Genomic DNA, 22,070 nt, shown 5'->3' on the forward strand with positions numbered 1-22,070 from the left:
CGCCCCCTGTGCGTGCCGGCGGCGTCACACCTGCGGGTAGTTTTCCTACACGCGCTGTGACCAGGGAAGTTCGGCCGCGGCCTCGGTGTCGAGCAGCCACAGCGTCCTGCCCGTGCCGCGGGCTCCCGCGACCGGAAGCTCGACCTCACCCACGCCGCGGTGCGCCGCAGCGACCGCGCCCGCCTTCGCGGCCCCGGCGGTCACCAACCACACCTCGGTGGCCCGCCGGATCGCCGGGAACGTCAACGACACCCGGGTCGGCGGCGGTTTCGGGCAGTCCCGCACCGCGACCACGGACCGCTCGGCCTCGTGCGCCGCGGGCGTGTCCGGGAAGATCGACGCCGTGTGCCCCTCGCCGCCGAGGCCGAGGAGTATCACGTCGAAAGTCGGCGCGTCGGCGCCGGACGCCGCCGTGGCCAGCACCTGCGCATAGGCGGCCGCGGCGGCGTCCGGATCGTCACCGAACTCGCCGTCGGCGGCCGCCATCGCGTGCACCCGCGCGGGATCGACCGGCACGTGGTCGAGCAGCGCCTCGCGGGCCTGCTTCTCGTTGCGTTCCGGGTCGTCCGCCGGGACGAACCGTTCATCGCCCCAGAACACGTCGAGCCGCGACCAGTCGACCGCATCCTTGGCAGGGGAGCGGCGCACCTGTTCCAGGATCGCGATGCCCGTACCGCCGCCGGTGAGGACCACCGACGCCGAACCGCGGGCCGCCTGCGCGTCGGTGAGCGCGGTGATCAGCCGTGCGGCCGTCGCCGCGGCCAGTACGTCGGCATCGGAATGGACGACGACGTCGCCTGCCGGCGAGGCGGAGGTGCTCATGCCCGGCCCTTTCCTGTCTTCGTGGTGGACTGTTTCGACGAGGACGCCGATGTCGACGAGGACGTGGACTTCGCCTTCGACGACGTGCCCGGCGACCGGGTCGACCCGGACTTCGCCTTCGAGCCGGCCTTCGAACCCGACCTACCCTTCGAGCTCGACGTTGACTTCGTGGTGGTCGTGGCCCCGGTGGACGACGCCCCGGTGGACGATGCCGAGGCCGACGCGGTCTTCGCCGTCGCGGCCGTCCGGGACGAACTGCGACCCGAACCGCGATCCGAACCGCGGCTCCGGGCACCCGACAGCTTCGCCAAGCCACGCAGCGACGCCTCGTACACCTCGTCCGAGTCGAGCCGCCGCAGCTCTTCGACCAGGCAATCGCGGTTGTCGCGCCGGTGCAGGGCCACCTTCCGCATGGGCTGGCCCGGTTGTGTCAGCGTGCCCGTGCGCCCGTCGGGACGTTCGATCGAGACCGGTCCCGACGGACGGTCCAACGTGACGGACAGGATCCCCTGCGCGCTCGAGCTCTTGTTCCGCTTGACCGGCACGTCCAGGTACTCGGCCAGCCAGCCCGCGAGCAGCTCGGTCGACGGCGAGTCACCCTCGCCGACCACCGTGGCGCCGGTGACCTGCTCGTACGGCGGCAGGTCCAGCGCGCCCGCGAGCTGCGCCCGCCAATGGGTCAACCGCGTCCACGCCAAATCGGTGTCGCCGTCGGTGTACGCCTTGGACCGGGACAGCAGCGACCGGATCGGATTCTTCTCGGCCGCCGAATCGGTGATGCGGCGCTGCGCCAGCTTGCCCAGCGGGTCCTTCATCGGCGACTTGGGACCGTTGCTCGGCCACCACGTGACGATCGGAGCGTCGGGCAGCAGCAGCGGCACCACCGCACTCTGCCCCTGATTCGCGAGCGGACCGTACAGCCGGAGCACGACGACCTCGCTGGCACCGGCGTCACCGCCCACCCGGATCTGACCGTCGATGCGAGGAGCCGCCGTGCGGACGCCCTTCGCCACGACGATCACCCGCGACGGATGCTCGCGGCTCGCCTCGTTCGCCGCGTCGATCGCATCCTCGAGCTGTTCGTCGTCCTCGGCGACGATCACGAGCGTCAGGACCCGGCCCAGCGCCACCGCGCCGCCCCGTTCCCGCAGCTCGACCATCTTCTTGTTCAACTGCGACGTCGTCGTCGACGGCAGGTCGATGATCACGGGCGCCTCCAGTGACGGCCTGTGCGCTCCAACATCCGGTCCGCCGACGGTGGTCCCCAGCTGCCCGGTGCGTACGGCTCGGGACTACCCCGTTCGGCCCAGTGCTCCAGCACCGGATCGAGGATCTTCCAGGACAGCTCGACCTCCTCGTTCACCGGGAACAGCGACGGCTCGCCCAGCAGCACGTCGAGGATCAACCGCTCGTAGGCCTCCGGCGAGCTCTCGGTGAACGAATGGCCGTAGCCGAAGTCCATCGTCACGTCCCGGACCTCCATGGTGGTGCCCGGAACCTTCGACCCGAACCGCATCGTGACACCCTCGTCCGGCTGCACCCGGATCACCATGGCGTTCTCCCCGAGCTCCTCGGTCGAGGTGGAGTCGAACGGCAGGTGCGGCGCCCGCTTGAACACGACGGCGATCTCCGTCACCCGCCTGCCCAGTCGCTTGCCGGTGCGCAGGTAGAACGGCACACCGGCCCACCGGCGGTTCTGCACCTCGAGGGTGACCGCGGCGTAGGTCTCGGTCGTCGACTCCTTGCGGAACCCGGCCTCCTGGGCCAGTCCGGGCACCTTCTTGCCGCCCTGCCAGCCGCCCGCGTACTGCCCGGCCGCGGTCGTCTCGTCGAACGGGCCGACCGCCTTCGTCGCGCCCAGCACCTTGACCTTCTCGGCCCGCAGCGCGCCGGGTTCGAACGAGACCGGTTCCTCCATCGCCGTCAGCGCGAGCAGCTGCAGCAGGTGATTCTGGATGACGTCGCGGGCCGCGCCGATGCCGTCGTAGTACGCGGCACGGCCCCCGAGGCCGATGTCCTCGGCCATCGTGATCTGCACGTGGTCGACGTAGTGGGCGTTCCACAGCGGTTCGAACAGCTGGTTGGCGAACCGCAGCGCCATGATGTTCTGCACCGTCTCCTTGCCGAGGTAGTGGTCGATGCGGAACACCGACTCCTCGGGGAAGACGTGGTTCACCACGGAGTTGAGCTCCTGGGCGCTGGCGAGGTCGTGACCGAACGGCTTCTCGATCACGACGCGGCGCCAGGTGTCCTCGTCGGAGTCGGCAAGCCCGCTGCGGGAGAGCTGCTTGGTCACGATCGGGAACGCCCACGGCGGGATCGACAGGTAGAACGCCGTGTTGCCGCCCGTGCCGCGTTCGGCGTCCAACTGGTGCACCGTCTCCGCCAGCCGGTCGAACGCGTCGTCGTCGTCGAACGTGCCCTGCACGAACCGGATACCTTCCGCGAGCCGGTTCCAGACCGACTCGCGGAAGGGCGTACGCGCGTACTCGGCAACGGCGTCGTGAACGACCTCACCGAAATCCTGGTTCTCCCACTCGCGGCGGGCGAACCCGATGAGGGAGAAGCCAGGGGGCAGCAGCCCGCGATGGGCCAGGTCGTAGATCGCCGGCATCAGCTTCTTGCGGGACAGATCGCCCGTCACGCCGAAGATCACCAGGCTGGACGGCCCGGCGATGCGGGGGAGACGTTTGTCCCTGGGGTCGCGGAGCGGATTGGTCCAGCTGCGCGTCATCGATGGAGCTCCTGTACGGCACGCACCAGCTCGGCGAGACCGGCCGCGCGGTCGGTCAGGTGCAGCCGCAGCACGGGCCTGCCGTGGTCGGCGAGCACCTGGCCGTCGCCGAGGGCCTGCGCCAGCTGAAGCGTGCCCAACGTGTAGGGACGGTCCGGCACCTGCAGGTCCTCCTCGGACGCGCCGGTGAGCTGCAGGAACACCCCGTTCTGATGGCCGCCCTTGTGGTACTGACCCGTCGAGTGGAGGAACCGCGGGCCCCAGCCGAACGTGGTCTGCACCCCGGTCCGCTTGGCGAGCTCGGACCGCAGCAGCGCCGCGGACGCGTCGTCCAGCCGGTCGAGGTAGGCCTGTACGGCGAGATAGCCGCCGTCGGGGACCGTGGCGGTGAACTCCCGCAGCATGTCGGCGAGCGACCCTTCGGCGCTCGTGCCCGCAGAGGCGTAGACCTCCACCGCGCCGGCCACGGCCGCGGGCGCGGAGGTCGCGTGGAGGGCATCCGGATCGTCGAGCAGCGAACGGGCCGCCTTTTTGGCGGCCTCGACGTCGGGCTGGTCGAACGGGTTGATGCCGAGCAGCCTGCCCACCATCGCGACGGCCGACTCCCACAGCAGGAACTGTGCCCCGAGCGAGCCTTCCGCGGCGATCCGTGCGCCGTTGCCTGCCGGGCCGATCGCCACCGGGGTGGCGTCGCCGCCCGCATCGCCGAACCCGGGGGCGTCCGGGCCTTCGACGACGACCGGCAACAGGCCCGTGCCCTGCTTGCCCGTCGACTCGGCGATGAGCTGCTCGGCCCAGTCGCCGAACCCGGTGATCCCCGATCCGGTGTCGGCGAGCACGAGCTTCTCGGCACCACCGTCGTGGGCCGCGGCGAACGCCGCCGCGAGCCGCAACGCCGGGTTCTCCGACGTGTCGGCGGCCAGCACGTCGGCGACCAGCGCCGAATGGTCGAGCAGCCGCGCGACGTCCGCCCCCGCCAGACCGGCGGGCACGAGGCCGAACGCGGTCAGTGCCGAGTAGCGGCCGCCCACGTGCGGATCGGCGAGGAAGACCTTGCGGCACTGCTCCAGCTCCGCCAGCGGCGAGCCAGGATCGGTCACGACGACGATGCGCCGTGCCGGGTCGATGCCCTCCTCCTCGAAGGCGGCGGCGAACACCCGGCGGTGGCTGTCGGTCTCGACGGTGGTGCCGGACTTCGACGACACGACGAGCACGGTGCGGTCCAGGTCGCCCGCGAGCGCGTCGGCCACCTGGGCGGGATCGGTCGTGTCGAGGACCGTGAGCGACACACCCTCCGTGGCGGTGATGACCTCCGGTGCGAGCGACGAACCGCCCATCCCGGCGAGTACCACGCGGTCCACGCCTTCCGAGCGCAGATCGTTGCGCAGCGCCTCGATCTCACCGATCAGCGGACGCGACGTGCGGTGCAGCCCGGTCCACGACAGACGGATCGACGCCTCGGACTCGGCGTCGGAGCCCCACAGCGTCGCGTCCTGGGCGGAGAGCTTGCTCGCCACCCCGTCGGACACCAGCTTCTCGAGCAACGGTGCCGCAGCGGCCTCGAGTGCGGGATCGACGGTGATCCCGATCTGTTGAGCGCTCATCTCCGCGTCTCAGCCCTTCGCCTTCTCGAGCTGGCCCGACACGGTGTCGAGCAGCTCGCCCCACGACTTGTCGAACTTCTCCACGCCCTCGTTCTCGAGCGTGATGAACACGTCGGTGATGTCGATGCCGGCGGCGGCCAGCTTGTCGAACACGGCCTGGGCCTGCTCGGCGGTGCCGGACACCGTGTCGCCGGTGACGTTCGCGTGATCGGCCGAGGCCTCCAGCGTGGCCTCCGGCATCGTGTTGACGGTGCCGGCGACGACCAGCCCGTCGACGTAGCGCGTGTCGGAGTAGTCCGGGTTCTTCACACCGGTGGAGGCCCAGAGCGGACGCTGCGGGTTCGCTCCGTCGGCCTTCAGGGCCTGCCACCGTTCGGAGGAGAACAGCTCCTCGTAGGCGGCGTAGGCGAGCCGGGCGTTGGCGATGGCGGCCTCGCCACGGAGCCCGAGTGCCTCATCGGTGCCGATCGCCTCGAGTCGCTTGTCGATCTCGCTGTCCACGCGGGACACGAAGAACGAGGCGACCGACTGGATGGCGGACAGGTCGTGGCCGTTGGCCTTCGCCTGCTCCAGGCCTGCGAAGTAGGCGTCGATCACGGCGCGGTAGCGCTCGACCGAGAAGATCAGCGTGACGTTGACGCTGATGCCCTGGGCGAGCGTCTTCGTGATGGCGGGCAGACCCTCCTCGGTGGCAGGGATCTTCACCAGCACGTTCGGCCGGTCGACCGTCTTCCACAGGTCGGCGGCCTCGGCGACGGTCTTGTCGGTGTCGCGGGCCAGCCCCGGGTCGACCTCGATCGACACGCGGCCGTCGAGGCCGCCGGTGCTTGTGTACACGTCGCGGAACACGTCCGCGGCGTTGCGCACGTCCGTGGTGGTCAGCTCACGCACGGTCGCGTGCACGTCGGCACCGCGCGCCGCGAGCTGGCGAACCTGCTCGTCGTAGGCCTCGCCGTCGGACAGCGCGCCCGCGAAGATCGTCGGGTTGGTCGTGACGCCCACGACGTGCTTGTCGCGGATCAGCTCGGCGAGATTGCCGGAGTTGATCCGGTCGCGGGACAGGTCGTCGAGCCAGATCGACACGCCGGCCTGGGACAGAGCCGCAAGGTTGGTGCTCATCAGATGATTCCCCAATCCGGTCAGGAGTTCTTGTCCAGTGCGCGGCGGGCCGCGGCGACCACGGCCTCCGCGGTGAAGCCGAACTCACGGAACAGCGTCTTGTAGTCGGCGGAGGCGCCGAAGTGCTCGATCGAGACGATCTCGCCGCCGTCGCCGACGAACCGGTGCCACGGCTGGGCGATGCCCGCCTCGACGGCGACCCGCGCCTTCACGGTCGGCGGGATCACGGCGTCGCGGTAGGCCTGGTCCTGGCGATCGAACCACTCGACACACGGCATCGACACGACGCTCGCCGCGACGCCGTCGGCTTCCAGCGCCGCCCTGGCCTCGACGGCCAGCTGCACCTCGGAGCCGGTCGCGATGAGCACGACCTCCGGGTTGCCGTTGGACGCCTCGGCCAACACGTAGCCGCCCTTGGCGACCCCTCCGGCGTTCGTGCCCTCGAGCACCGGGACGTTCTGCCGGGTCAGTGCCAGGCCGGTCGGGTGCTGGGTGTCCTCGAGAGCGGCCTTCCACGCGGCGGCCGTCTCGTTGGCGTCGGCCGGGCGCACGACGCTCAGCCCCGGAATGGCGCGCAGCGAGGCGAGCTGTTCGATCGGCTGGTGCGTCGGCCCGTCCTCGCCGAGGCCGATCGAGTCGTGCGTCCAGACGTAGGTCACCGGCGCCTTCATCAGGGCGGCCAGGCGGACGGCGGGGCGCATGTAGTCGCTGAAGATCAGGAACGTGGCACCGTACGGGCGAGTGCCGCCGTGCAGGGCGATGCCGTTGAGGATCGAGCCCATCGCGTGTTCACGCACGCCGAAGTGCAGGTTCCGGCCGTACGGGTTCATCGTGAACATGTCCGTCGACGCGGACTCCGGGCCGAACGAGTCGGAACCGTTGATGATGGTGTTGTTGCTCTCCGCCAGGTCGGCAGAGCCGCCCCACAGCTCGGGCAGCACGTCCGCGACCGCGTTCAGGACCTGACCGGACGCCTTGCGCGTGGCCACGCCCTTCTCGTCCGGCTCCCACGTGGGCAGCTGCTCGGCCCAGCCCTCCGGCAGCGACCGGGTGCGCAGGCGGTCGGCGAGCTTCTTGCGCTCCGGGTTCTGCGTGGCCCAGGCGTCGAAACGCTCCTGCCACTGCGCACGCTCGGTCTTGCCGCGCTCCAGCGCCTTGCGGGTGTGGTCCAGCACCTCGTCCTCGATCACGAAGCTCCGGTCCGGATCGAAGTCGAGGGCCTTCTTGACGCTGGCGACCTCGTCGGCGCCCAGTGCGGCGCCGTGGGCCTTGCCGGTGTCCATCTTCGTCGGCGCGGGGTAGCCGATCACCGTGCGCAGCAGGATGAACGACGGCTTGTTCGACTCGGCCTTCGCCGCGGCGATCGCGTTCTCGAACGCGACGACGTCCTCACCGCCGTCGACGACCTGCACGTGCCAGCCGTAGGCCTCGTAGCGCTTGGCCGTGTCCTCCGACAGCGCGACGTTCGTGTCGTCCTCGATGGAGATCTTGTTGTCGTCGTAGATCACCACGAGGTTGCCCAGTTCCTGCCTGCCCGCGATCGAGGAGGCCTCGGACGTGACGCCCTCCTCGATGTCGCCGTCGGAGGCGATCACATAGACGTGGTGGTCGAACGGGCTCTCGCCCGCAGGGCTCTCCGGGTCGAGCAGGCCGCGCTCGCGGCGGGCGGCCATGGCCATGCCCACCGCGTTCGCCAGGCCCTGGCCGAGCGGCCCGGTGGTCGTCTCCACGCCGGGTGTGTGCCGGTACTCGGGGTGGCCCGGGGTCCTCGACTCCCACTTCCGCAGCTGCTCGAGGTCGGCCATCTCGAGGCCGTAGCCCGCGAGGAACAGCTGGATGTACAGCGTCAGGCTCGAGTGACCCGCCGACAGCACGAACCGGTCACGCGCGGGCCACTCCGGGTCGGCCGGGTCGTGGCGCATGGTGCGCTGGAACAGCGAGTAGGCCACCGGCGCCAGGCTCATCGCCGTGCCGGGGTGGCCGCTGCCGCAGTGCTCGACCGCGTCGGCGGCGAGGACGCGGACGGTGTCCACGGCGCGGGTGTCGACATCGGCCCAGTCGGCCGGGTAGTTCCGGCGCAGCAAGGGGTTGTTCTCCGCGGTCGAGGCGTTTTCCGACACTAGAACTCGGCTCCTGATCGTCTTTGGTTGAAGCTGTCTTCGGTGCGCGCCGCGGGTCGGCGGACGCTGTGTTGTCGTGGCGAACGTTGTCGTGGCGAACGGTTTGGGTTGTCGTGGCGAACGGCTGTCCGGCGAACCGTCGCCGGGCGGACGGCCGCCGGGGCGAACCGCTGTCCGGCGAACCGTTGTCCGGCGACCGCTGTGCTTCGACAGTCGCTGTGCTTCCACACCGGCTGTTTCCGCACACACCACACTGTGTTCTGCGGTGCACGCTGTTCTCCGACGCACGCTGTTCTCCGGCGCACGTTGTTGTGCCCGGAGTGTGTTTCCGGACACCACAGCGTGCGTCGGAGCAGTGAGCGTCGTTGGCGCCGTGGACACGTGCTGCGACCGCGTGGACGCCGACACCGCGATCTTAATCGATCAGGCGCCGTGTGCCCATGGTGCTCGCCGGGTGGGTGCCGGCCGGGTGGCCGACGCGGTCAGCGTAATCCGCGCGTCCCGGCGGCGCGCCCGGGCGCGCCGCCGGGACGCGCGCGGTGTGACACGGCCGGCGCCTGCGTGCCCGCGAATGTGACGTGCGCTGCGCCGCGGGGTGCCGTGCGCCGGGGTCCGGCAGGGCTCTACTACCCTTTGTCACGGAAACGGCCGATCCGCGGCCGTCACGGCGTCTGAGCCGTCACGGTCCGACCCGAATCTGACGCAGGGAGCGACATGTCGTTGGTGCACGCTGCGCATCCGCCACATGGGCGCAGTGGTCACACCAGCGCCGGCAACAGCAACGTCGACGGTGCCGAGGTGGCCGGAGGTGGGGGAGCCGGTGCCGAGGGTGGGCCGTCGGGTGGCAGGCGCGGCGTGCGCGGTGCCGTCGCGGCCTACGCGGCCCTGGCGAAGCCGCGCGTGATCGAGCTGCTGCTCGTCACCACGATCCCCGCGATGTTCCTGGCGGGCCGCGAGATCCCGAACCCGTGGCTGCTGCTCGCGACGCTCGTCGGCGGCACCATGGCGGCCGGCAGTGCCAACGCGCTCAACTGTGTCGTCGACGCCGACATCGACAAGGTCATGAACCGCACGAAGAAGCGGCCGCTCGTGCGGGACACGGTGCCGCGCACGAATGCGCTGATCTTCGGGCTCGTGCTCGGCGCGGCGTCGTTCGCGCTGCTCTACGCCACGGTCAACCTGCTGGCGGGGCTGCTCGCGATCGCGACGATCCTGTTCTACATCTTCGTCTACACCCTCGGGCTCAAGCGGCGGACGCCGCAGAACGTCGTCTGGGGCGGCGCTGCGGGCTGCATGCCGGTGGTGATCGGCTGGGCCGCCGTGACCGGCACCGTCGAATGGCCTGCCTTCGTCATGTTCGGCGTCATCTTCTTCTGGACGCCCCCGCACACGTGGGCGCTCGGGATGAAGTACCGCGAGGACTACGAACGCGCGGGCGTCCCGATGCTGCCCGTCGTCGCGAGCCCGCTGCACGTCGCGAAACAGATCGTCATCTACTCGTGGGTCATGGTCGGCTGGACGCTGCTGCTGGTCCCGGCCACGAGCTGGCTCTACGCGGCCTTCGCCGGACTGGCCGGCGCGTGGTTCCTCTTCTACGCCCACAGCCTGTACGCCGGCGTCAAACGCGGTCGCGAGACCAAGCCGATGGCGCTGTTCCACCGTTCCAACACGTATCTCATGATCGTGTTCGTCGCGCTCGCCGTCGACGCCGCGATCGGCATGCCGGTCCTCGGCCTGCCGTTCTGACCTGTTTGTCGCGCCGCTGGGATCGCTCGGGCAGGCGGCACCGCCGCCGTGCGCCCAGGCTGCCGGCGTCGCCCCGGCGTCCCTGACCTCGCGATGCGCGCGTTCGGCTCCGCGACTTCGCCTCCTCGCCCGCCGGGGTACCGGCGTGAGGGGCGACCCGCGGGGTGGGCGGGGTGGGTTACTCATCCCGTCTCCCGGGAATTCATGCGCGGCCGCGGTCGTTGAACCTCGGCCGAACCTCCCCACGTCCGAAAGGCGCCGCCCTTGTCCGTGTCCGCCGACGCTCGGGCCACCGAAACCGGTAAGACCACCGCGATCGCCGAGGAACAGGAATACGTCACCGGTCTGTACACCGCCCTGGACGCCGAGCGCGAGCTCGTCGCCCGGAGGCTGGCCGACAGCCTCCGCGCCGTCGACGACGGCGAACCGCAGGCACAGGCCGAACGCGAGGCAGCGACGACCACCTACAGCGATCGCATGGCACAGCTGAAGTCCGTGGAGCAGGGGTTGTGCTTCGGCCGGCTCGACTTCACCGACGAGCGGCTCGCCCGTGGCGATGTCGAATCGCCGCTGTACATCGGCAGGCTCGGGCTGTTCGACGAGTCCGACGACTACCGGCCGCTGCTCATCGACTGGCGGGCCCCGGTGGCCCGTCCGTTCTACCTGGCCACCGCCGCGTCCCCGGACGGCGTGCGCAGGCGCCGGCACCTGCGCACCCTGACCCGGCGTGTCGTGGACGTGGACGACGAGGTGCTCGACCTGGGGTCCGAGGGCGACAGCGACCACCTCGGCCTGGCGGGTGAGGCCGCGCTGTTGTCCGCGTTGGAGCGGCGGCGCACCGGCGAGATGAGCGACATCGTCGCCACCATCCAGGCCGAGCAGGACCGCATCATCCGCGCCGACATGGGCGGTGCGCTGGTCGTTCAGGGCGGTCCCGGAACCGGTAAGACCGCTGTCGCGCTGCACCGCGCTGCGTACCTGCTCTACACCTACCGTAGGCAGCTCACCACCCGCGGCGTGCTGGTCGTCGGTCCGAACAGCACGTTCCTGCGCTACATCGGCCAGGTGCTGCCGTCGCTGGGTGAGACCGGGGTGCTGCTGGCCACGGTCGGGGAGCTGTATCCCGGACTCGAGGCCGTCGGCACGGACACCCCGGAGGCCGCGGAGATCAAGGGGCGCATCGTCATGGCCGACGTGCTCGCACGGGCGGTGCGGGATCGGCAGACGGTGCCCGACGACGTGATGCGCATCGACGCCGAGGACAACGACGTGCTGACGCTGGAGCGGCGCACCTGTGAGCGTGCGCGGGAGAAGGCGCGGGCCACGCTCAAGCCGCACAACGTGGCGCGCCGCGTGTTCGTCGACACGCTGCTGGACGCGCTCGCGGAGCAGGCCGTGGCTCGGCTCGAGTCCAGCGTGCTCGACGACGTCCCGCAGGTCCCGCTGACCGAGGACGAGGCCGACGACGGCGTGCTGCTCGACGAGCGCGATTACGCGACGATCCGACAGGAGCTGACCGAGGACCGCGCGGTGCGCGCCGCGCTGCACGCGCTGTGGCCCAAGCTGACGCCGCAGGAACTGCTCGCGGACTTGCTGACCGACGCCGATCGGCTGGCCTCGGCCACCGAGGGCTCGCTGTCCGCCGCCGACCGGGACGCGCTCCTGCGCAGCCCCGGCTCGTGGTGGACGCCCGGTGACGTGCCGCTGCTCGACGAGCTCGCCGAGCTGCTCGGTGAGGACGACACCGAGGCCAGGCAGCGGCGCGAACGGCGCGAACGGGAAGAGCGCGCGTACGCCGAGGGCGTGCTGCACGTGCTCGAACAGGACGACGAGATCCTCGACGAGGACCAGATCCGCGTACGTGACGTCCTCGACGCCGAGATGATCGCCGAACGGCAGGAGGCCCGGAGCAACCTGACCGCCGCCCAGCGGGCCGCGCAGGACCGGACATGGACGTTCGGGCACGTCATCGTCGACGAGGCGCAGGAACTGTCGGCGATGGATTGGCGCACGCTCATGCGGCGCTGCCCGAGCCGCTCGATGACGCTGGTCGGCGACGTGTCGCAGACCGGTTCGAGGGGCGGCACGTCCTCCTGGGGCGAGGTGCTCTCGCCGTACGTCGGCGATCGTTGGCGGCTGCGGGAACTGACGGTGAACTACCGCACGCCCGCCGAGGTGATGGACGTCGCGGCCGGGGTACTCGCGGCGATCGACCCCGAGCTGCAGGCGCCGCAGTCCGTGCGCGACACCGGAGTCCTGCCGTGGCAGTGCCGCGCCGACCGCGGCGACCCGGCACCCGTGCTGCGGTCCGTTGTGGATGGTGAACTGGCCGAAGTGGACGGCGGCACGGTAGCGGTGGTCGTGCCCGAGACCCTGGCGGATGTGACGTTCGACTCGATCGCGGCCGACACCGATCGCGTGTCGGTGCTGACCGTCGGCCGGGCGAAGGGGCTGGAGTTCGACGCGGTGGTCGTCGTGGCACCGGACGAGATCATCGCCGAGTCGCCGCGTGGCCTGAACGACCTGTACGTCGCGCTGACGCGTGCCACCCAACGGCTGGGGATCGTCCACACCGGGCCGGTGCCCGCCGCGCTCGATGCCGCGGTGTCAGGTGCGGAAATCGCCCACTGAGCGGGCGGCTAGGGTAGGCGCATGCGCAAAGCTGGCAAAATCCTGATCGCGGCTGCCGCCGCCACGGCGCTCGCGGCGTGCTCGCCGTCCCTGGAGGAACCGACCGACCAGCCGGCGGGCGAGCAGAACTCGCACACGCCCGCACCCGTGTCGGTGTCCGAGAGCGCCGCCTCCGACAGCGCCGACGGCGGCGGGCACGCCGGAGGGGGCAACGGTGCCGCCACGTGTGCGGCCGACGACGTCACGGTCGACACCTCGGCCGCCGAGTCGCAGGTCGAGATCCCGCGTGATTGCGCGGCACCGGCACAGGTCCTCACCCGTGATCTCGAATCCGGGTCCGGTGCGGCCGCGACGCCGCAATCGACGGTGCAGCTGGACTACACCGTGTTCGGCTGGTCCGACGGCAGCGTCGCCGACAGCGGAACCGCGTCGGTCGACCTGTCGGCGCAGGCGGGGGAGATCGAGGGCTGGCCGCAGGGCCTGGAGGGCGTCCGGCAGGGCGGCGAGCGGCTCATCGTGCTTCCGCCCGACCTCGGCTACTCCGAGCAGAGCGGGAACCCGCTCGCCGGTCAGAACCTCGTCGTGGTGGCCGAGATCACCGGCATCGCCTGACGCGGACCGTCCCCACGTCGCGAACCCGCCCCCAGCCGCGCCGGTGAGGCACCGCTGGGGGCGGTCGTACGTCCGCGGCCGTCACGGGACGAGCAGCACCTTGCCGGTGGTGCGGCGGCCCTCGAGGTCCTCGTGGGCGGTGCGCGCGTCGGCCAGCGGATACCGCGCCCCGACCCGGACGTCGAGCGTTCCCGCGGCCACGGCCGAGAACAGCTCCCCGGTACGCCACGTGAGCTCGTCGCGGGTGGCGACGTGGTCGGCGGCCGTCGGGCGCGTGAGGTACAGCGATCCGCCGGAGTTGAGCACCTGCGGGTCGATCGGCGGCACCGGGCCGCTCGAGGCGCCGAACAGCACGAGCATGCCCCGCCTCCGCAGGCACCGCAGGCTCGCCTCGTACGTGCTCGCACCGACGCCGTCGTAGACCACGGCCACGCCCTCGCCGCCGGTCAGCTCGTCGACCGCCTCGGCGAAATCCCGGTCCGTGTAGCGGATCACCTCGTCGGCGCCCGCCCGGCGCGCGAGCGTCTCCTTCTCCGCCGTCGACACGGTGCCGAGCACGCGGGCACCCTTCGCCTTGGCCAGCTGGGTCAGCAGCAGTCCCACCCCGCCCGCGGCCGCGTGCACGAGGATCGTGTCGCCTGCTGCCACGGGATACGTCGAGTTGACGAGGTAGTGCGCCGTGACTCCTTGGAGCATCACCGCGGCCGCCGTCTCGGCGGGCACCGCGTCGGGCACGGGAACGGCGACGTTCGCAGGGATGAGAGCCCGCTGCGCGTACCCGCCGGGATGGCCCTGCCAGGCCACGCGGTCGCCTGGCGCCAGTCCGGTGACGCCGGAACCCACCTCGGCGATCGTGCCCGCGCCTTCGAGGCCCGGCGTGTACGGCAGGTTCATCGCGTAGACGCCGGCGCGCTGATACGTGTCGATGTAGTTGACCCCTGCGGCGGCGACATCGACCAGCACCTCGCCGGGGCCGGGCGAGGGCACCTCGACGTCGGCGGGGGTGAGGACCTCCGGACCTCCGGTCCGCTCGATCCGGATGGCTGTGGGCATGCGGGTTCCTCCTCGGCGAGGTTCGTCGGACGTGACGGCTCCGACCTTAGAGCCCGCACCATGATCGTGACGTGGAGCGCGTCCCTGCCCCGTACTGCGGGACCGGCCCCTACACTGTCGCCGTGGCTGAGACCGAGAGCACCGAGCAGACCCCGGCCGAGCCGACCAAGGCGCAGGTGACCGCCGCGCGCGGGTTCGTCGCCGAGCACGGCGCGCCGACGAAGGCCGTTGTGGAGCGGATCGGGCGCCTGGGCGCCCGCGTCGTGCTGGTGGGCGCCGACGGCGCCATGGGTGACGTGGTCGTGCCGAGCACGGAAACCGGCACGGCGCTCGTCGAGGCGATCGACGACATCGAACCCGCCGAATGGGATTCGGACACCGTGAACGCCACGGTGATCGGCGCGGAGCACCGCCGCACGATGGCCGGTCCGCGCGCTCGCGCGTGATCGGGGCGAAACGTACGGCCCTGCTGGTCGGCTGCAGCCGAGTACCGCAGGGCGACGGGGACGAACGCGCAGTTCCGGACGCCCTCGCGGATGTCGGGGTCGACACGCGGTGGGCCGTCTGGGACGACCCGGCCGAGGACTTCGCGGCCGCCGACATCGTGATTCCGCGATCGACGTGGGACTACACGGAGCGGCGCGACGAGTTCCTGGCGTGGTGCGCGTCGGTACCGGGACTGGCGAACCGGGCGAGCGTGGTCCGTTGGAACACCGACAAGGCCTACCTGCTCGACCTCGCCGCCGCCGGTGTCGATGTCGTGCCCACCGAGCTGGCTGCGCCGGGTGAGACGCCGGAGTGGCCGGACCGCGACTTCGTCGTCAAGCCGTCCGTCGGTGCGGGATCGCGGCGTGCGGCGCGGTTCACACCCGCGGGCCGCGACGCGGCGACGCGCCACCTCCGCGCGCTGCACGACGACGGCCACACGGCCCTCGTCCAGCCGTATCAACCCGCGGTCGACAGCGAGGGCGAGACGGCGCTGGTGTTCTTCGGCGGCCAGTATTCGCACGCGTTCACCAAGGGGCCGATGCTCAGCGGTGCGGACCTGCACGAATCGGGGCTGTTCGTCACCGAGAAGCTGGCCAGCGCCGCTCCGGAGGGGCCGTGGCGGGCGCTCGCGGAGGACGCGCTCGACGCAGCCGCCACCAGGCTCGGCCTGCGCCGTAGCGAGTTGCTCTACGCCCGCGTCGACGTGGTGCGGACCGCCGCCGGTGAGCCTGCGGTCCTGGAGCTGGAGGTCAGCGAGCCGAGCCTGGGATTCCGTCAGGCCGACGCCGGCGCACCCGTGCGGTTCGCGTCGGCGGTGCGGGCCGCGCTGAGGTGACCGGACGGTGCTGCCCGCACCAGCGGGCGGGCAGCACGCGCTCGCGGTGTCAGGCGGCGACGCGCTTGGCGGCGAGCCGCTCGGGCTTGGGCCAGCGGACACCCCGGACCCAGCCGAGCTTCTCGAAGATCCAGATCAGCCGGGCGGAGATGTCCAGCTGGCCGCGCAGCACCCCGTGCCGGGCGCACGTCGGGTCGGCGTGGTGGGAGTTGTGCCAGGATTCGCCCATGGACAGAATCGCCAGCGGCCAGAAGTTGGAGGCCTTGTCGCGACTGGTGAACGGACGCTCGCCGACCATGTGGCACACCGAGTTGACCGACCACGTCACGTGGTGGGAGAAGGCGATGCGGACTAGCCCTGCCCAGAAGAACGCGGTCACCGCACCCCACCAGGACCAGGTCACGAGTCCGCCGATGAGTGCGGGCAGGCCGAGGCTGGCCACGATCCACAGGGCGAAGAACCGGTTGACGATCTTCAGGTCCTCGTCGGCGAGCAGGTCCGGTGCGAACCGCTGGTAGTTCGTGACGTCGCGCTGGAACATCCACCCCATGTGGGCGTGCCAGAAGCCGCGCAGCAGCGCGCCGGGGGAGGTGCCGAACAGCCACGGCGAGTGCGGATCGCCCTCCCGGTCGGCGAACGCGTGATGCCTGCGGTGGCTGGCGACCCAGAAGATCACCGATCCCTGCACGGCCATGCTGCCCGCGATGGCGAGTGCGATGCGCAGCGGACGGCCGGTCTTGAACGCGCCGTGCGTGAAGTAGCGGTGGTAGCCGACGGTCACGCCGAGCGTCCCGATCGTGTAGAAGCCCACGGCGAGGCCGAGGTCGAGCCAGCTGAGTCCCCAGCCCCAGGCGAAGGGGACCGCGATGATCAGCGCGGCGAACGGGATGAGCAGGAACGTCTTCAGCACCAGCATTTGCCCTGTCGTGCGGGCTTCACCGAGAAGGGGCTTCGGTCCGGACGTTCCGGATGTGGTTTCCGGTGCCTGTTCGGCAGTGCTCATGGGGAGGTGCGACCTCGTCTCGATGCGGTGGCAGGGGAGTGGGACGGTCTCGCGCCCGCGGCGGAGGCGGGCGTCGGGGCCGCCGGTGGGCGACGCCGGTCGGAGAATACCGGCCCGCCACGGGGCCATGGGCACTTCCGTGGTGACAGGTGACGAAACGTACGGTCGGCCGCGGTCGGCGCCGGCGTGAACGATCCGGTGGCATCGGTGATGGCGGCAGGCGGCCGGGCGAGGGTCAGTGGGACGTGGTGCCCGCGGCGGGGCCGGGCGCCGGAGTGTCGGACGGAGTGTCCGCCGGATCCGCGGGCTCCACGGCACCGGCCGGGGCGGGGTGGTGGCTGACTGCGGTGCCGCGGTCGCGAGCGGCGCACCAGAGCGCGGACACGGCGACGATGACGGCGGCGGAGCCGAGGACGTGGAACGACACGAGCTCCTCCGGAACACCGAGTTGGTACTGCACGCTGCCGAGCACCCCCTGGGCCAGCGCGACGACCCAGACCATCGCGTACCTGCGCCGCAGCGCGGGCGGCGGCGGAGTCTGTGCTCGGTGGCGCCGTGCGGCGACCCCGAGTGCGGCGAGGATGGCGAGGAACACGACGAGCAGCCCGCCGTGGATGAACGAGAGCGTTTCGATGGGCGCGTCGAACCGCGGGGTTTCGGGGTCGCCGCCGTGCGGTCCTGCGCCGGTGACGGTGGTGCCGGCGGCCAGCAGTGCGGCGAGGGAGACGACCAGTGCCTGCAGCAGCGGCCGGTGCCGCGCGGGCAGGACGGGGCGGGGTTCGTCGTCGCCTTCGTCGAGGGCGTACAGCAGCTGTGTGGCGAGCCAGACGAGAACGGCGGAGACGAGGAAGTGGATCGCGACCGTCCACCACAACAGGCCCGTGACGACCGTGAGGCCGCCGATGATGGCCTGGGCGACGACGCCACCGGGCATGGTCCACGCCAGTGCGACGAGTCGGCGGCGGCCGGGGTGGTCGAGCTTGATGCGCCAGGCCACGATCACGCAGAGGGCGGCGACGATGCCGACGATGCCGGTGAGCAGGCGGTTCCCGAATTCGATCCACTGATTGAACATCGCGTACTCGGCGTGCTCGACCGGGAACATGCTGCCGGGGAAGCACTGCGGCCAGGTGGGGCAGCCGAGACCGGAGCCGGTGACGCGCACGATCGAGCCGGTGACGCCGATGCCGCCCTGGGTGATGATCGCGGCGATCGCGATGGTGCGTTGCACCGCGCGGGACGGATAGGGCAGGCGGCCGACGAGCGAGGACAACCGCTCCACGAATGCGCTCACACTACAGATTGTAGGGGCAGCGCGGAGCGCTTCCGGTTGGGTGGTGGTGGGAGAGGGGCTGGCCGTAAGAGGTGGCGCGAAGCGCCTCGTTTTGGTAGGTGGCGGGAGAGGTGCCCGAGGCGCCCTTGGGGCATCCAACGCCGCACCTGTGACGTGGCCCCGGAGTCAGGTGAGTTTCGTCGTCCTCGTGGCGACCGCGGCGGCGAGGGCCGTCCAGACGGCGAGCACGGCACAGGATCCCGCGGAGAACGTCCCGTCGACGAGAGCGGCGTGCAGCCCTTCCGCGAGCGCCCCGGACGGCAGGAGCGCGACGACCGTCGCGTAGGCGTCGGGCAGGGCGGACGGAACCATGAGGATCCCGCCGGCGAGCAGCAGGACGAACCACACGATGTTCGCGAGGGCCAGAACCGCCTCCGCCTTCAGCGCGCCGCCGAGCAGCACGCCGAGCGCGCCGAAGCACAGCGTGCCGAGCACGAGCGCGGCGACACCGAACGCGATGCCTGCCGCCGAGGGCGACCAGCCGAGCAGCGCCGCGACGCCGCCGAGAATCAGCACCTGCAGGGTGACGACGACGAGCGCGGCGACGAGCCGGCCCGCGACGAGCAGCCACCGTGGCAACGCCGTGGCGGCGAGTCGTTTCAGCACGCCGTACCGCCGGTCGAAACCGAGCGCGATGGCCTGGCCGGTGAACGCCGAGGACAGCACCGCAAGGGCGAGGATCCGCGGAGTGATCCAGTCGACGCGTGGCATGTCGGCGAACTCGCCCGCGGGCAGCACGTCGAGCAGGCTGAGCCCGAGGAGCAGGGCGAGCGGGATGAGCAGCGTGAGCAGGATCTGTTCGCCGTGGCGCAGCGTGAGTGCCGTTTCGACGCGCGCGTGGGCGGCGAGCATGCGCCCGAGCCGGCCGCGGCCGGGTGCGGGCGTGAAGGTGCCGGGGGCGAAGCGGGACGTCGTCATGTGCGCAGCTCCCGTCCGGTCAGTTCGAGGAAGACCTCTTCGAGATCGCGTCTGCCGACGTGCAGCTCCTCGGCCAGCACGCCCTGTTGGGCGCACCACGAGGTCACCGTGGACACGACCTGCGGGTCGACGTGCCCGATGACGCGGTAGGAGCCGGGTGACGATTCGCGGACGACGTACCCCTCGGGCAGTGCGGCGGCGAGCAGGCGCGTGTCGAGGCCGGGACGGGCACGGAACCGCAGCTGGGCGTCCTCGGCGTGTTCGGCCGTGAGCGCGCTGGGCGATCCCTGGGCGATGACGGTGCCGTCGTCCACGATCACGACGTCGTCGGCGAGAGCTTCCGCTTCCTCCATGAGGTGGGTCGTGAGCAGCACGCTGACCCCGTCGGTACGGAGCGCGCCGAGTAGTTCCCACACGAGCCTGCGGGCCTGCGGGTCCATGCCGGCGGTGGGTTCGTCGAGGAACACCAGCTCCGGCTTGCCGACCAGGGCGCACGCCAGCGACAGCCGCTGCTGCTGACCGCCGGAGAGACGTTTGAACGGGGTGCGGCGCGCGCCACCGAGGCCGAGGACGTCCAGCAGCCACGCCGGGTCGAGCGGATCGGCCGCGCAGGCGGCGACCAGGCGGAGCATCTCCTCGGCGTGCACTCCGGGGTAGGCGCCGCCGCCCTGAGGCATGACACCGACCCGCGGGCGGAGCGCGGCCCCGCCGCGTGCGGGGTCGAGTCCGAGTACGCGCACCGTGCCCGCGTCGGGCGTGCGGAATCCTTCGCAGATCTCGACGGTGGTCGTCTTGCCCGCACCGTTGGGGCCGAGCAGGGCGAGGATCTCGCCTCTCGGCATCTTCAGATCCAGCCCGTCGACGGCGGTGACCGATCCGAAGCGCTTCACCAGACCGGTGATCTCGACGGCCGCAGCATTCACGAATGTCAAGGGTACGGCCTGCGGGCCGCGTGCTCGCGTCGCCCTGGCGCCGGCCACCCGGTCAGGGCCTGTTCCGCGGCGTCGTGTCGCGTGGTGCGGCGCCGCTCGCCTCCGGTGCGTGCTCGGCGCCGGCCGTCGCAGGGCCGGCGCTGACGGGGCCGGTGGAGTGCCTGCGGTGCCTGCGCCCGATCGTGCTCGCCTGCGGGTGGAGCAGGTCGTCGGGATCGGTGCGAGCGAAGAGCACGGCCGGTGCCCGCCACCACAGCAGTGCCAACGCGCCGAGGACGACGAGACCGCCCGCGAAGTAGGCCTGCGGCAACGTGTAGAGGCGGCCGTCGAACGGGCTGCCGTTCGGCGGGATCAGCACGGCCAGCACGACACTCATGCCGGTGGCGAGCACGCGGAACCGGGACGTGCCCGCCGAGGCGGCGAGCGGGATGATCGCCCAGAGCAGCCACCACGGCTGCATCGCGACGTGCAGGAACATGAACGCGCCGACGGAGACGCCGAGGCCGATCATCGGCCGGTACCGCCAGTGGAGGCTGTCCCAGAGGAACTTGACGGTGATCGCCCCTGCAGCGAGGTAGCTCAGGATGGCGAGCACGGCGATGATGCCTGCCGTGTGGTTGCCGAGTCCGAGTGTGACTCCGAGTACGCCGCCGAGCTGGCCGATCTCGGCCGTCGGGGCGATCCAGTTCCAGAGCTTCGTCGGGGTGCTGAGCCCGTTGACCCAGCCGTAGTCGAGGCCGACCCCGTAGGTCACCGCGGTCATGACGACGGCGCAGATCACGAGCATGCCGGAACCGGCCTTGAGCAGGTCCTTGATGCTGCCGTACCAGCGCCGGGCGATCATCACGCCGAAGAAGCCGAGCGCGACGATGGCGTGCAGCTTGATGGTGGCGGCGACGGTGATGATCGCGGCACCGGCGACGATGAACCCGATCTCGCCGTTGACCAGCGGCGGGGGTGAGTCGCCGCGGACCCGGTACGGCAGGCGCCGGAGGCCGACCTCGAGGCCCAGCAGCATGAGGCCGATGCCGAGCGCGTCGTTGTGGGCGCCGCCGACGATGTGGAACAGCACCAGCGGGTTGGCCACGCCGAGCCACAGCGCGGTGCTCGGCGGGACCCCGAACCGGTCGGCGAGCCGGGGCAGTACCCACACGACGACGCCGAGTCCGACGAGGGTGAGCAGGCGGAACAGCAGGATGCCGCCGGAGACGTGCTCGCCTGTGATGCCGGTGATCCAGCTGCCGATGCGCAGGAACAGCGGTCCGTAGGGGGCGGGGGTGTCGCGCCAGATGTTGGCGACGCCGACCACGAGCGGGTCGTCGTTGCCGAGGGCCTCGGGGCCGACCTCGTAGGGGTCCATGCCGCGGGTGAGGACCTCGCTCTGACCGAGGTAGACGTACGGGTCCCGGGTGAAGATCGGTGGGATCACCACGAGTGGGGCGATCCACAGCAGCAGGGTGCGGTGCAGTTCCCCTCTGCCGACGATGCGCTTGCGACTGGGCCTGGCGAACCGGCCGAGCAGCAGCCAGCCGACGATCAGCATGATCATGCCGATGAACGCCAGCGCGAGTGACACCGTGGGGATTCGCGCGAAGATCCGCAGGACCGGCAGCGTGTTCACCGGGTTGAGTACGGGGGCGGCGCCCGCGCCGAGGGAACCGAACGCGAGCATCAGCGAGCCGAAGGTGCCGAACGTCTGCACGAGGCGGACCGAACGTCGCTCGTCGGCGGTCAGCGGCTCACGGTCGCCCGGATGCGCGGGCGAGCGCGCGGGGACCCACACCGTCGAGGCGGCCAGTGAGGACAGCCGGGAGCCGCCACCGCCGGTCTCCCGCGCCGGCGCGGGGTCGTCCTCGTCGCCGGGTCGCCGCCTGCGTCCCCCGCCGAAAGTCACGGGGCCCCTGCCGAATGCCACGCCGAGAGACTAGCGGTGGGCAGCCATCCATCGATCGGTGGTGGTCGGGGCCTGGTGCTGCGGGCTCGCGCGTGGGCTGCTGCGCGCCCCGAGGGGCACCTTCGAGGCGATCGGCCCGGCCACCGTGGCGCGGAGCGCGCCTTCCGGGGCTCCCGCCTGCCTCCCGCCACCATCTGGACGGGCTGTCCACGGCCGGTGTCGGCA

Annotated in this window: 17 protein-coding genes; 5 read left to right on the top strand and 12 right to left on the bottom strand. The window is 71.3% G+C overall.

Annotation, left to right across the window (positions count from 1 at the left end; translation table 11 throughout):
• Window positions 1–45: 45 nt before the first annotated feature.
• The 6 genes from pgl to tkt are packed head-to-tail and all read right to left on the bottom strand — an operon-like array spanning window position 46 to window position 8,399.
• Window positions 46–822 carry a 6-phosphogluconolactonase gene (gene pgl, locus LY40_RS25320; RefSeq protein ID WP_258938383.1) on the bottom strand — a complete coding sequence of 259 codons (777 nt, stop codon included), beginning with the start codon at window positions 820–822 and terminating at the stop codon, window positions 46–48.
• Window positions 819–2,030, bottom strand: coding sequence for a glucose-6-phosphate dehydrogenase assembly protein OpcA (gene opcA, locus LY40_RS25325; protein WP_183787000.1), 1,212 nt, complete (start codon window positions 2,028–2,030; stop codon window positions 819–821). The genes pgl and opcA overlap by 4 nt, the downstream gene beginning before the upstream one ends.
• Entirely contained in the window at window positions 2,027–3,556 is a 1,530-nt protein-coding gene (gene zwf, locus LY40_RS25330) for a glucose-6-phosphate dehydrogenase (RefSeq protein ID WP_183787001.1), read from the bottom strand. Before zwf ends, opcA begins: the two co-directional genes overlap by 4 nt.
• The gene (locus LY40_RS25335; protein WP_258938384.1) at window positions 3,553–5,160 is read right to left on the bottom strand and encodes a phosphoglucose isomerase-related protein; all 1,608 of its coding nucleotides are present in this window, start codon (window positions 5,158–5,160) and stop codon (window positions 3,553–3,555) included. Before LY40_RS25335 ends, zwf begins: the two co-directional genes overlap by 4 nt.
• 9 nt (window positions 5,161–5,169) lie before the next feature.
• On the bottom strand, window positions 5,170–6,279 hold the full coding sequence (gene tal, locus LY40_RS25340) for a transaldolase (protein WP_183787003.1): 1,110 nt from the start codon (window positions 6,277–6,279) through the stop codon (window positions 5,170–5,172).
• Window positions 6,280–6,299: 20 nt separating this feature from the next.
• Entirely contained in the window at window positions 6,300–8,399 is a 2,100-nt protein-coding gene (tkt, locus tag LY40_RS25345) for a transketolase (protein WP_183787004.1), read from the bottom strand.
• A 714-nt stretch (window positions 8,400–9,113) separates the two neighbouring features.
• Here tkt and LY40_RS25350 point away from each other — a divergent pair.
• From LY40_RS25350 to LY40_RS25360, 3 genes are all read left to right on the top strand, one after another.
• On the top strand, window positions 9,114–10,145 hold the full coding sequence (locus LY40_RS25350) for a heme o synthase (RefSeq protein ID WP_183787005.1): 1,032 nt from the start codon (window positions 9,114–9,116) through the stop codon (window positions 10,143–10,145).
• Window positions 10,146–10,409: 264 nt separating this feature from the next.
• Window positions 10,410–12,776 (top strand): HelD family protein, encoded by a 2,367-nt coding sequence (locus tag LY40_RS25355; RefSeq protein ID WP_183787006.1) that lies wholly within the window; start codon window positions 10,410–10,412, stop codon window positions 12,774–12,776.
• A 21-nt stretch (window positions 12,777–12,797) separates the two neighbouring features.
• The gene (locus tag LY40_RS25360) at window positions 12,798–13,388 is read left to right on the top strand and encodes an FKBP-type peptidyl-prolyl cis-trans isomerase (protein WP_183787007.1); all 591 of its coding nucleotides are present in this window, start codon (window positions 12,798–12,800) and stop codon (window positions 13,386–13,388) included.
• Window positions 13,389–13,469: 81 nt separating this feature from the next.
• Here the strand turns inward: LY40_RS25360 and LY40_RS25365 are convergent, their stop codons facing one another.
• Window positions 13,470–14,441, bottom strand: a complete 972-nt coding sequence (locus LY40_RS25365) for a quinone oxidoreductase family protein (RefSeq protein ID WP_258938386.1) — start codon at window positions 14,439–14,441, stop codon at window positions 13,470–13,472.
• Between the two features lie 122 nt (window positions 14,442–14,563).
• On the opposite strand from LY40_RS25365, the gene LY40_RS25370 reads away from it, so the two are divergent.
• Window positions 14,564–14,887 carry a hypothetical protein gene (locus LY40_RS25370; protein WP_183787009.1) on the top strand — a complete coding sequence of 108 codons (324 nt, stop codon included), beginning with the start codon at window positions 14,564–14,566 and terminating at the stop codon, window positions 14,885–14,887.
• Window positions 14,884–15,765 carry an ATP-grasp domain-containing protein gene (locus LY40_RS25375; protein WP_258938387.1) on the top strand — a complete coding sequence of 294 codons (882 nt, stop codon included), beginning with the start codon at window positions 14,884–14,886 and terminating at the stop codon, window positions 15,763–15,765. Before LY40_RS25370 ends, LY40_RS25375 begins: the two co-directional genes overlap by 4 nt.
• A gap of 49 nt (window positions 15,766–15,814) precedes the next feature.
• Here LY40_RS25375 and LY40_RS25380 read toward each other — a convergent pair whose 3' ends face one another.
• From LY40_RS25380 to mptB, 5 genes are all read right to left on the bottom strand, one after another.
• A complete protein-coding gene (locus LY40_RS25380) occupies window positions 15,815–16,768 on the bottom strand; it encodes an acyl-CoA desaturase (RefSeq protein WP_183787010.1) in 954 nt (317 codons plus the stop codon).
• Window positions 16,769–17,003: 235 nt separating this feature from the next.
• Window positions 17,004–18,062 carry a COX15/CtaA family protein gene (locus LY40_RS25385; protein ID WP_258938388.1) on the bottom strand — a complete coding sequence of 353 codons (1,059 nt, stop codon included), beginning with the start codon at window positions 18,060–18,062 and terminating at the stop codon, window positions 17,004–17,006.
• Window positions 18,063–18,227: 165 nt separating this feature from the next.
• Window positions 18,228–19,019: an ABC transporter permease gene (locus tag LY40_RS25390; RefSeq protein WP_183787011.1), complete on the bottom strand. Its 792-nt coding sequence runs from the start codon at window positions 19,017–19,019 to the stop codon at window positions 18,228–18,230.
• Window positions 19,016–19,942, bottom strand: a complete 927-nt coding sequence (locus tag LY40_RS25395; protein WP_258938389.1) for an ABC transporter ATP-binding protein — start codon at window positions 19,940–19,942, stop codon at window positions 19,016–19,018. Before LY40_RS25395 ends, LY40_RS25390 begins: the two co-directional genes overlap by 4 nt.
• Window positions 19,943–20,003: 61 nt before the next feature.
• A complete protein-coding gene (mptB, locus tag LY40_RS25400; RefSeq protein ID WP_258938462.1) occupies window positions 20,004–21,734 on the bottom strand; it encodes a polyprenol phosphomannose-dependent alpha 1,6 mannosyltransferase MptB in 1,731 nt (576 codons plus the stop codon).
• Window positions 21,735–22,070: the final 336 nt, after the last annotated feature.

It is taken from the genome of Prauserella salsuginis, from assembly GCF_024648885.1.
Classification (GTDB): Bacteria; Actinomycetota; Actinomycetes; order Mycobacteriales; family Pseudonocardiaceae; genus Prauserella; species Prauserella salsuginis.

What these genes read in the sequence shown, in the direction of transcription:
- pgl (WP_258938383.1), bottom strand. Translation starts at nt 822, where the DNA reads ATGAGCACCTCCGCCTCGCCGGCAGGCGACGTCGTCGTCCATTCCGAT.
- zwf (WP_183787001.1), bottom strand. Translation starts at nt 3,556, where the DNA reads ATGACGCGCAGCTGGACCAATCCGCTCCGCGACCCCAGGGACAAACGT.
- LY40_RS25335 (WP_258938384.1), bottom strand. Translation starts at nt 5,160, where the DNA reads ATGAGCGCTCAACAGATCGGGATCACCGTCGATCCCGCACTCGAGGCC.
- tal (WP_183787003.1), bottom strand. Translation starts at nt 6,279, where the DNA reads ATGAGCACCAACCTTGCGGCTCTGTCCCAGGCCGGCGTGTCGATCTGG.
- LY40_RS25350 (WP_183787005.1), top strand. Translation starts at nt 9,114, where the DNA reads ATGTCGTTGGTGCACGCTGCGCATCCGCCACATGGGCGCAGTGGTCAC.
- LY40_RS25360 (WP_183787007.1), top strand. Translation starts at nt 12,798, where the DNA reads ATGCGCAAAGCTGGCAAAATCCTGATCGCGGCTGCCGCCGCCACGGCG.
- LY40_RS25365 (WP_258938386.1), bottom strand. Translation starts at nt 14,441, where the DNA reads ATGCCCACAGCCATCCGGATCGAGCGGACCGGAGGTCCGGAGGTCCTC.
- LY40_RS25380 (WP_183787010.1), bottom strand. Translation starts at nt 16,768, where the DNA reads ATGAGCACTGCCGAACAGGCACCGGAAACCACATCCGGAACGTCCGGA.
- LY40_RS25390 (WP_183787011.1), bottom strand. Translation starts at nt 19,019, where the DNA reads ATGACGACGTCCCGCTTCGCCCCCGGCACCTTCACGCCCGCACCCGGC.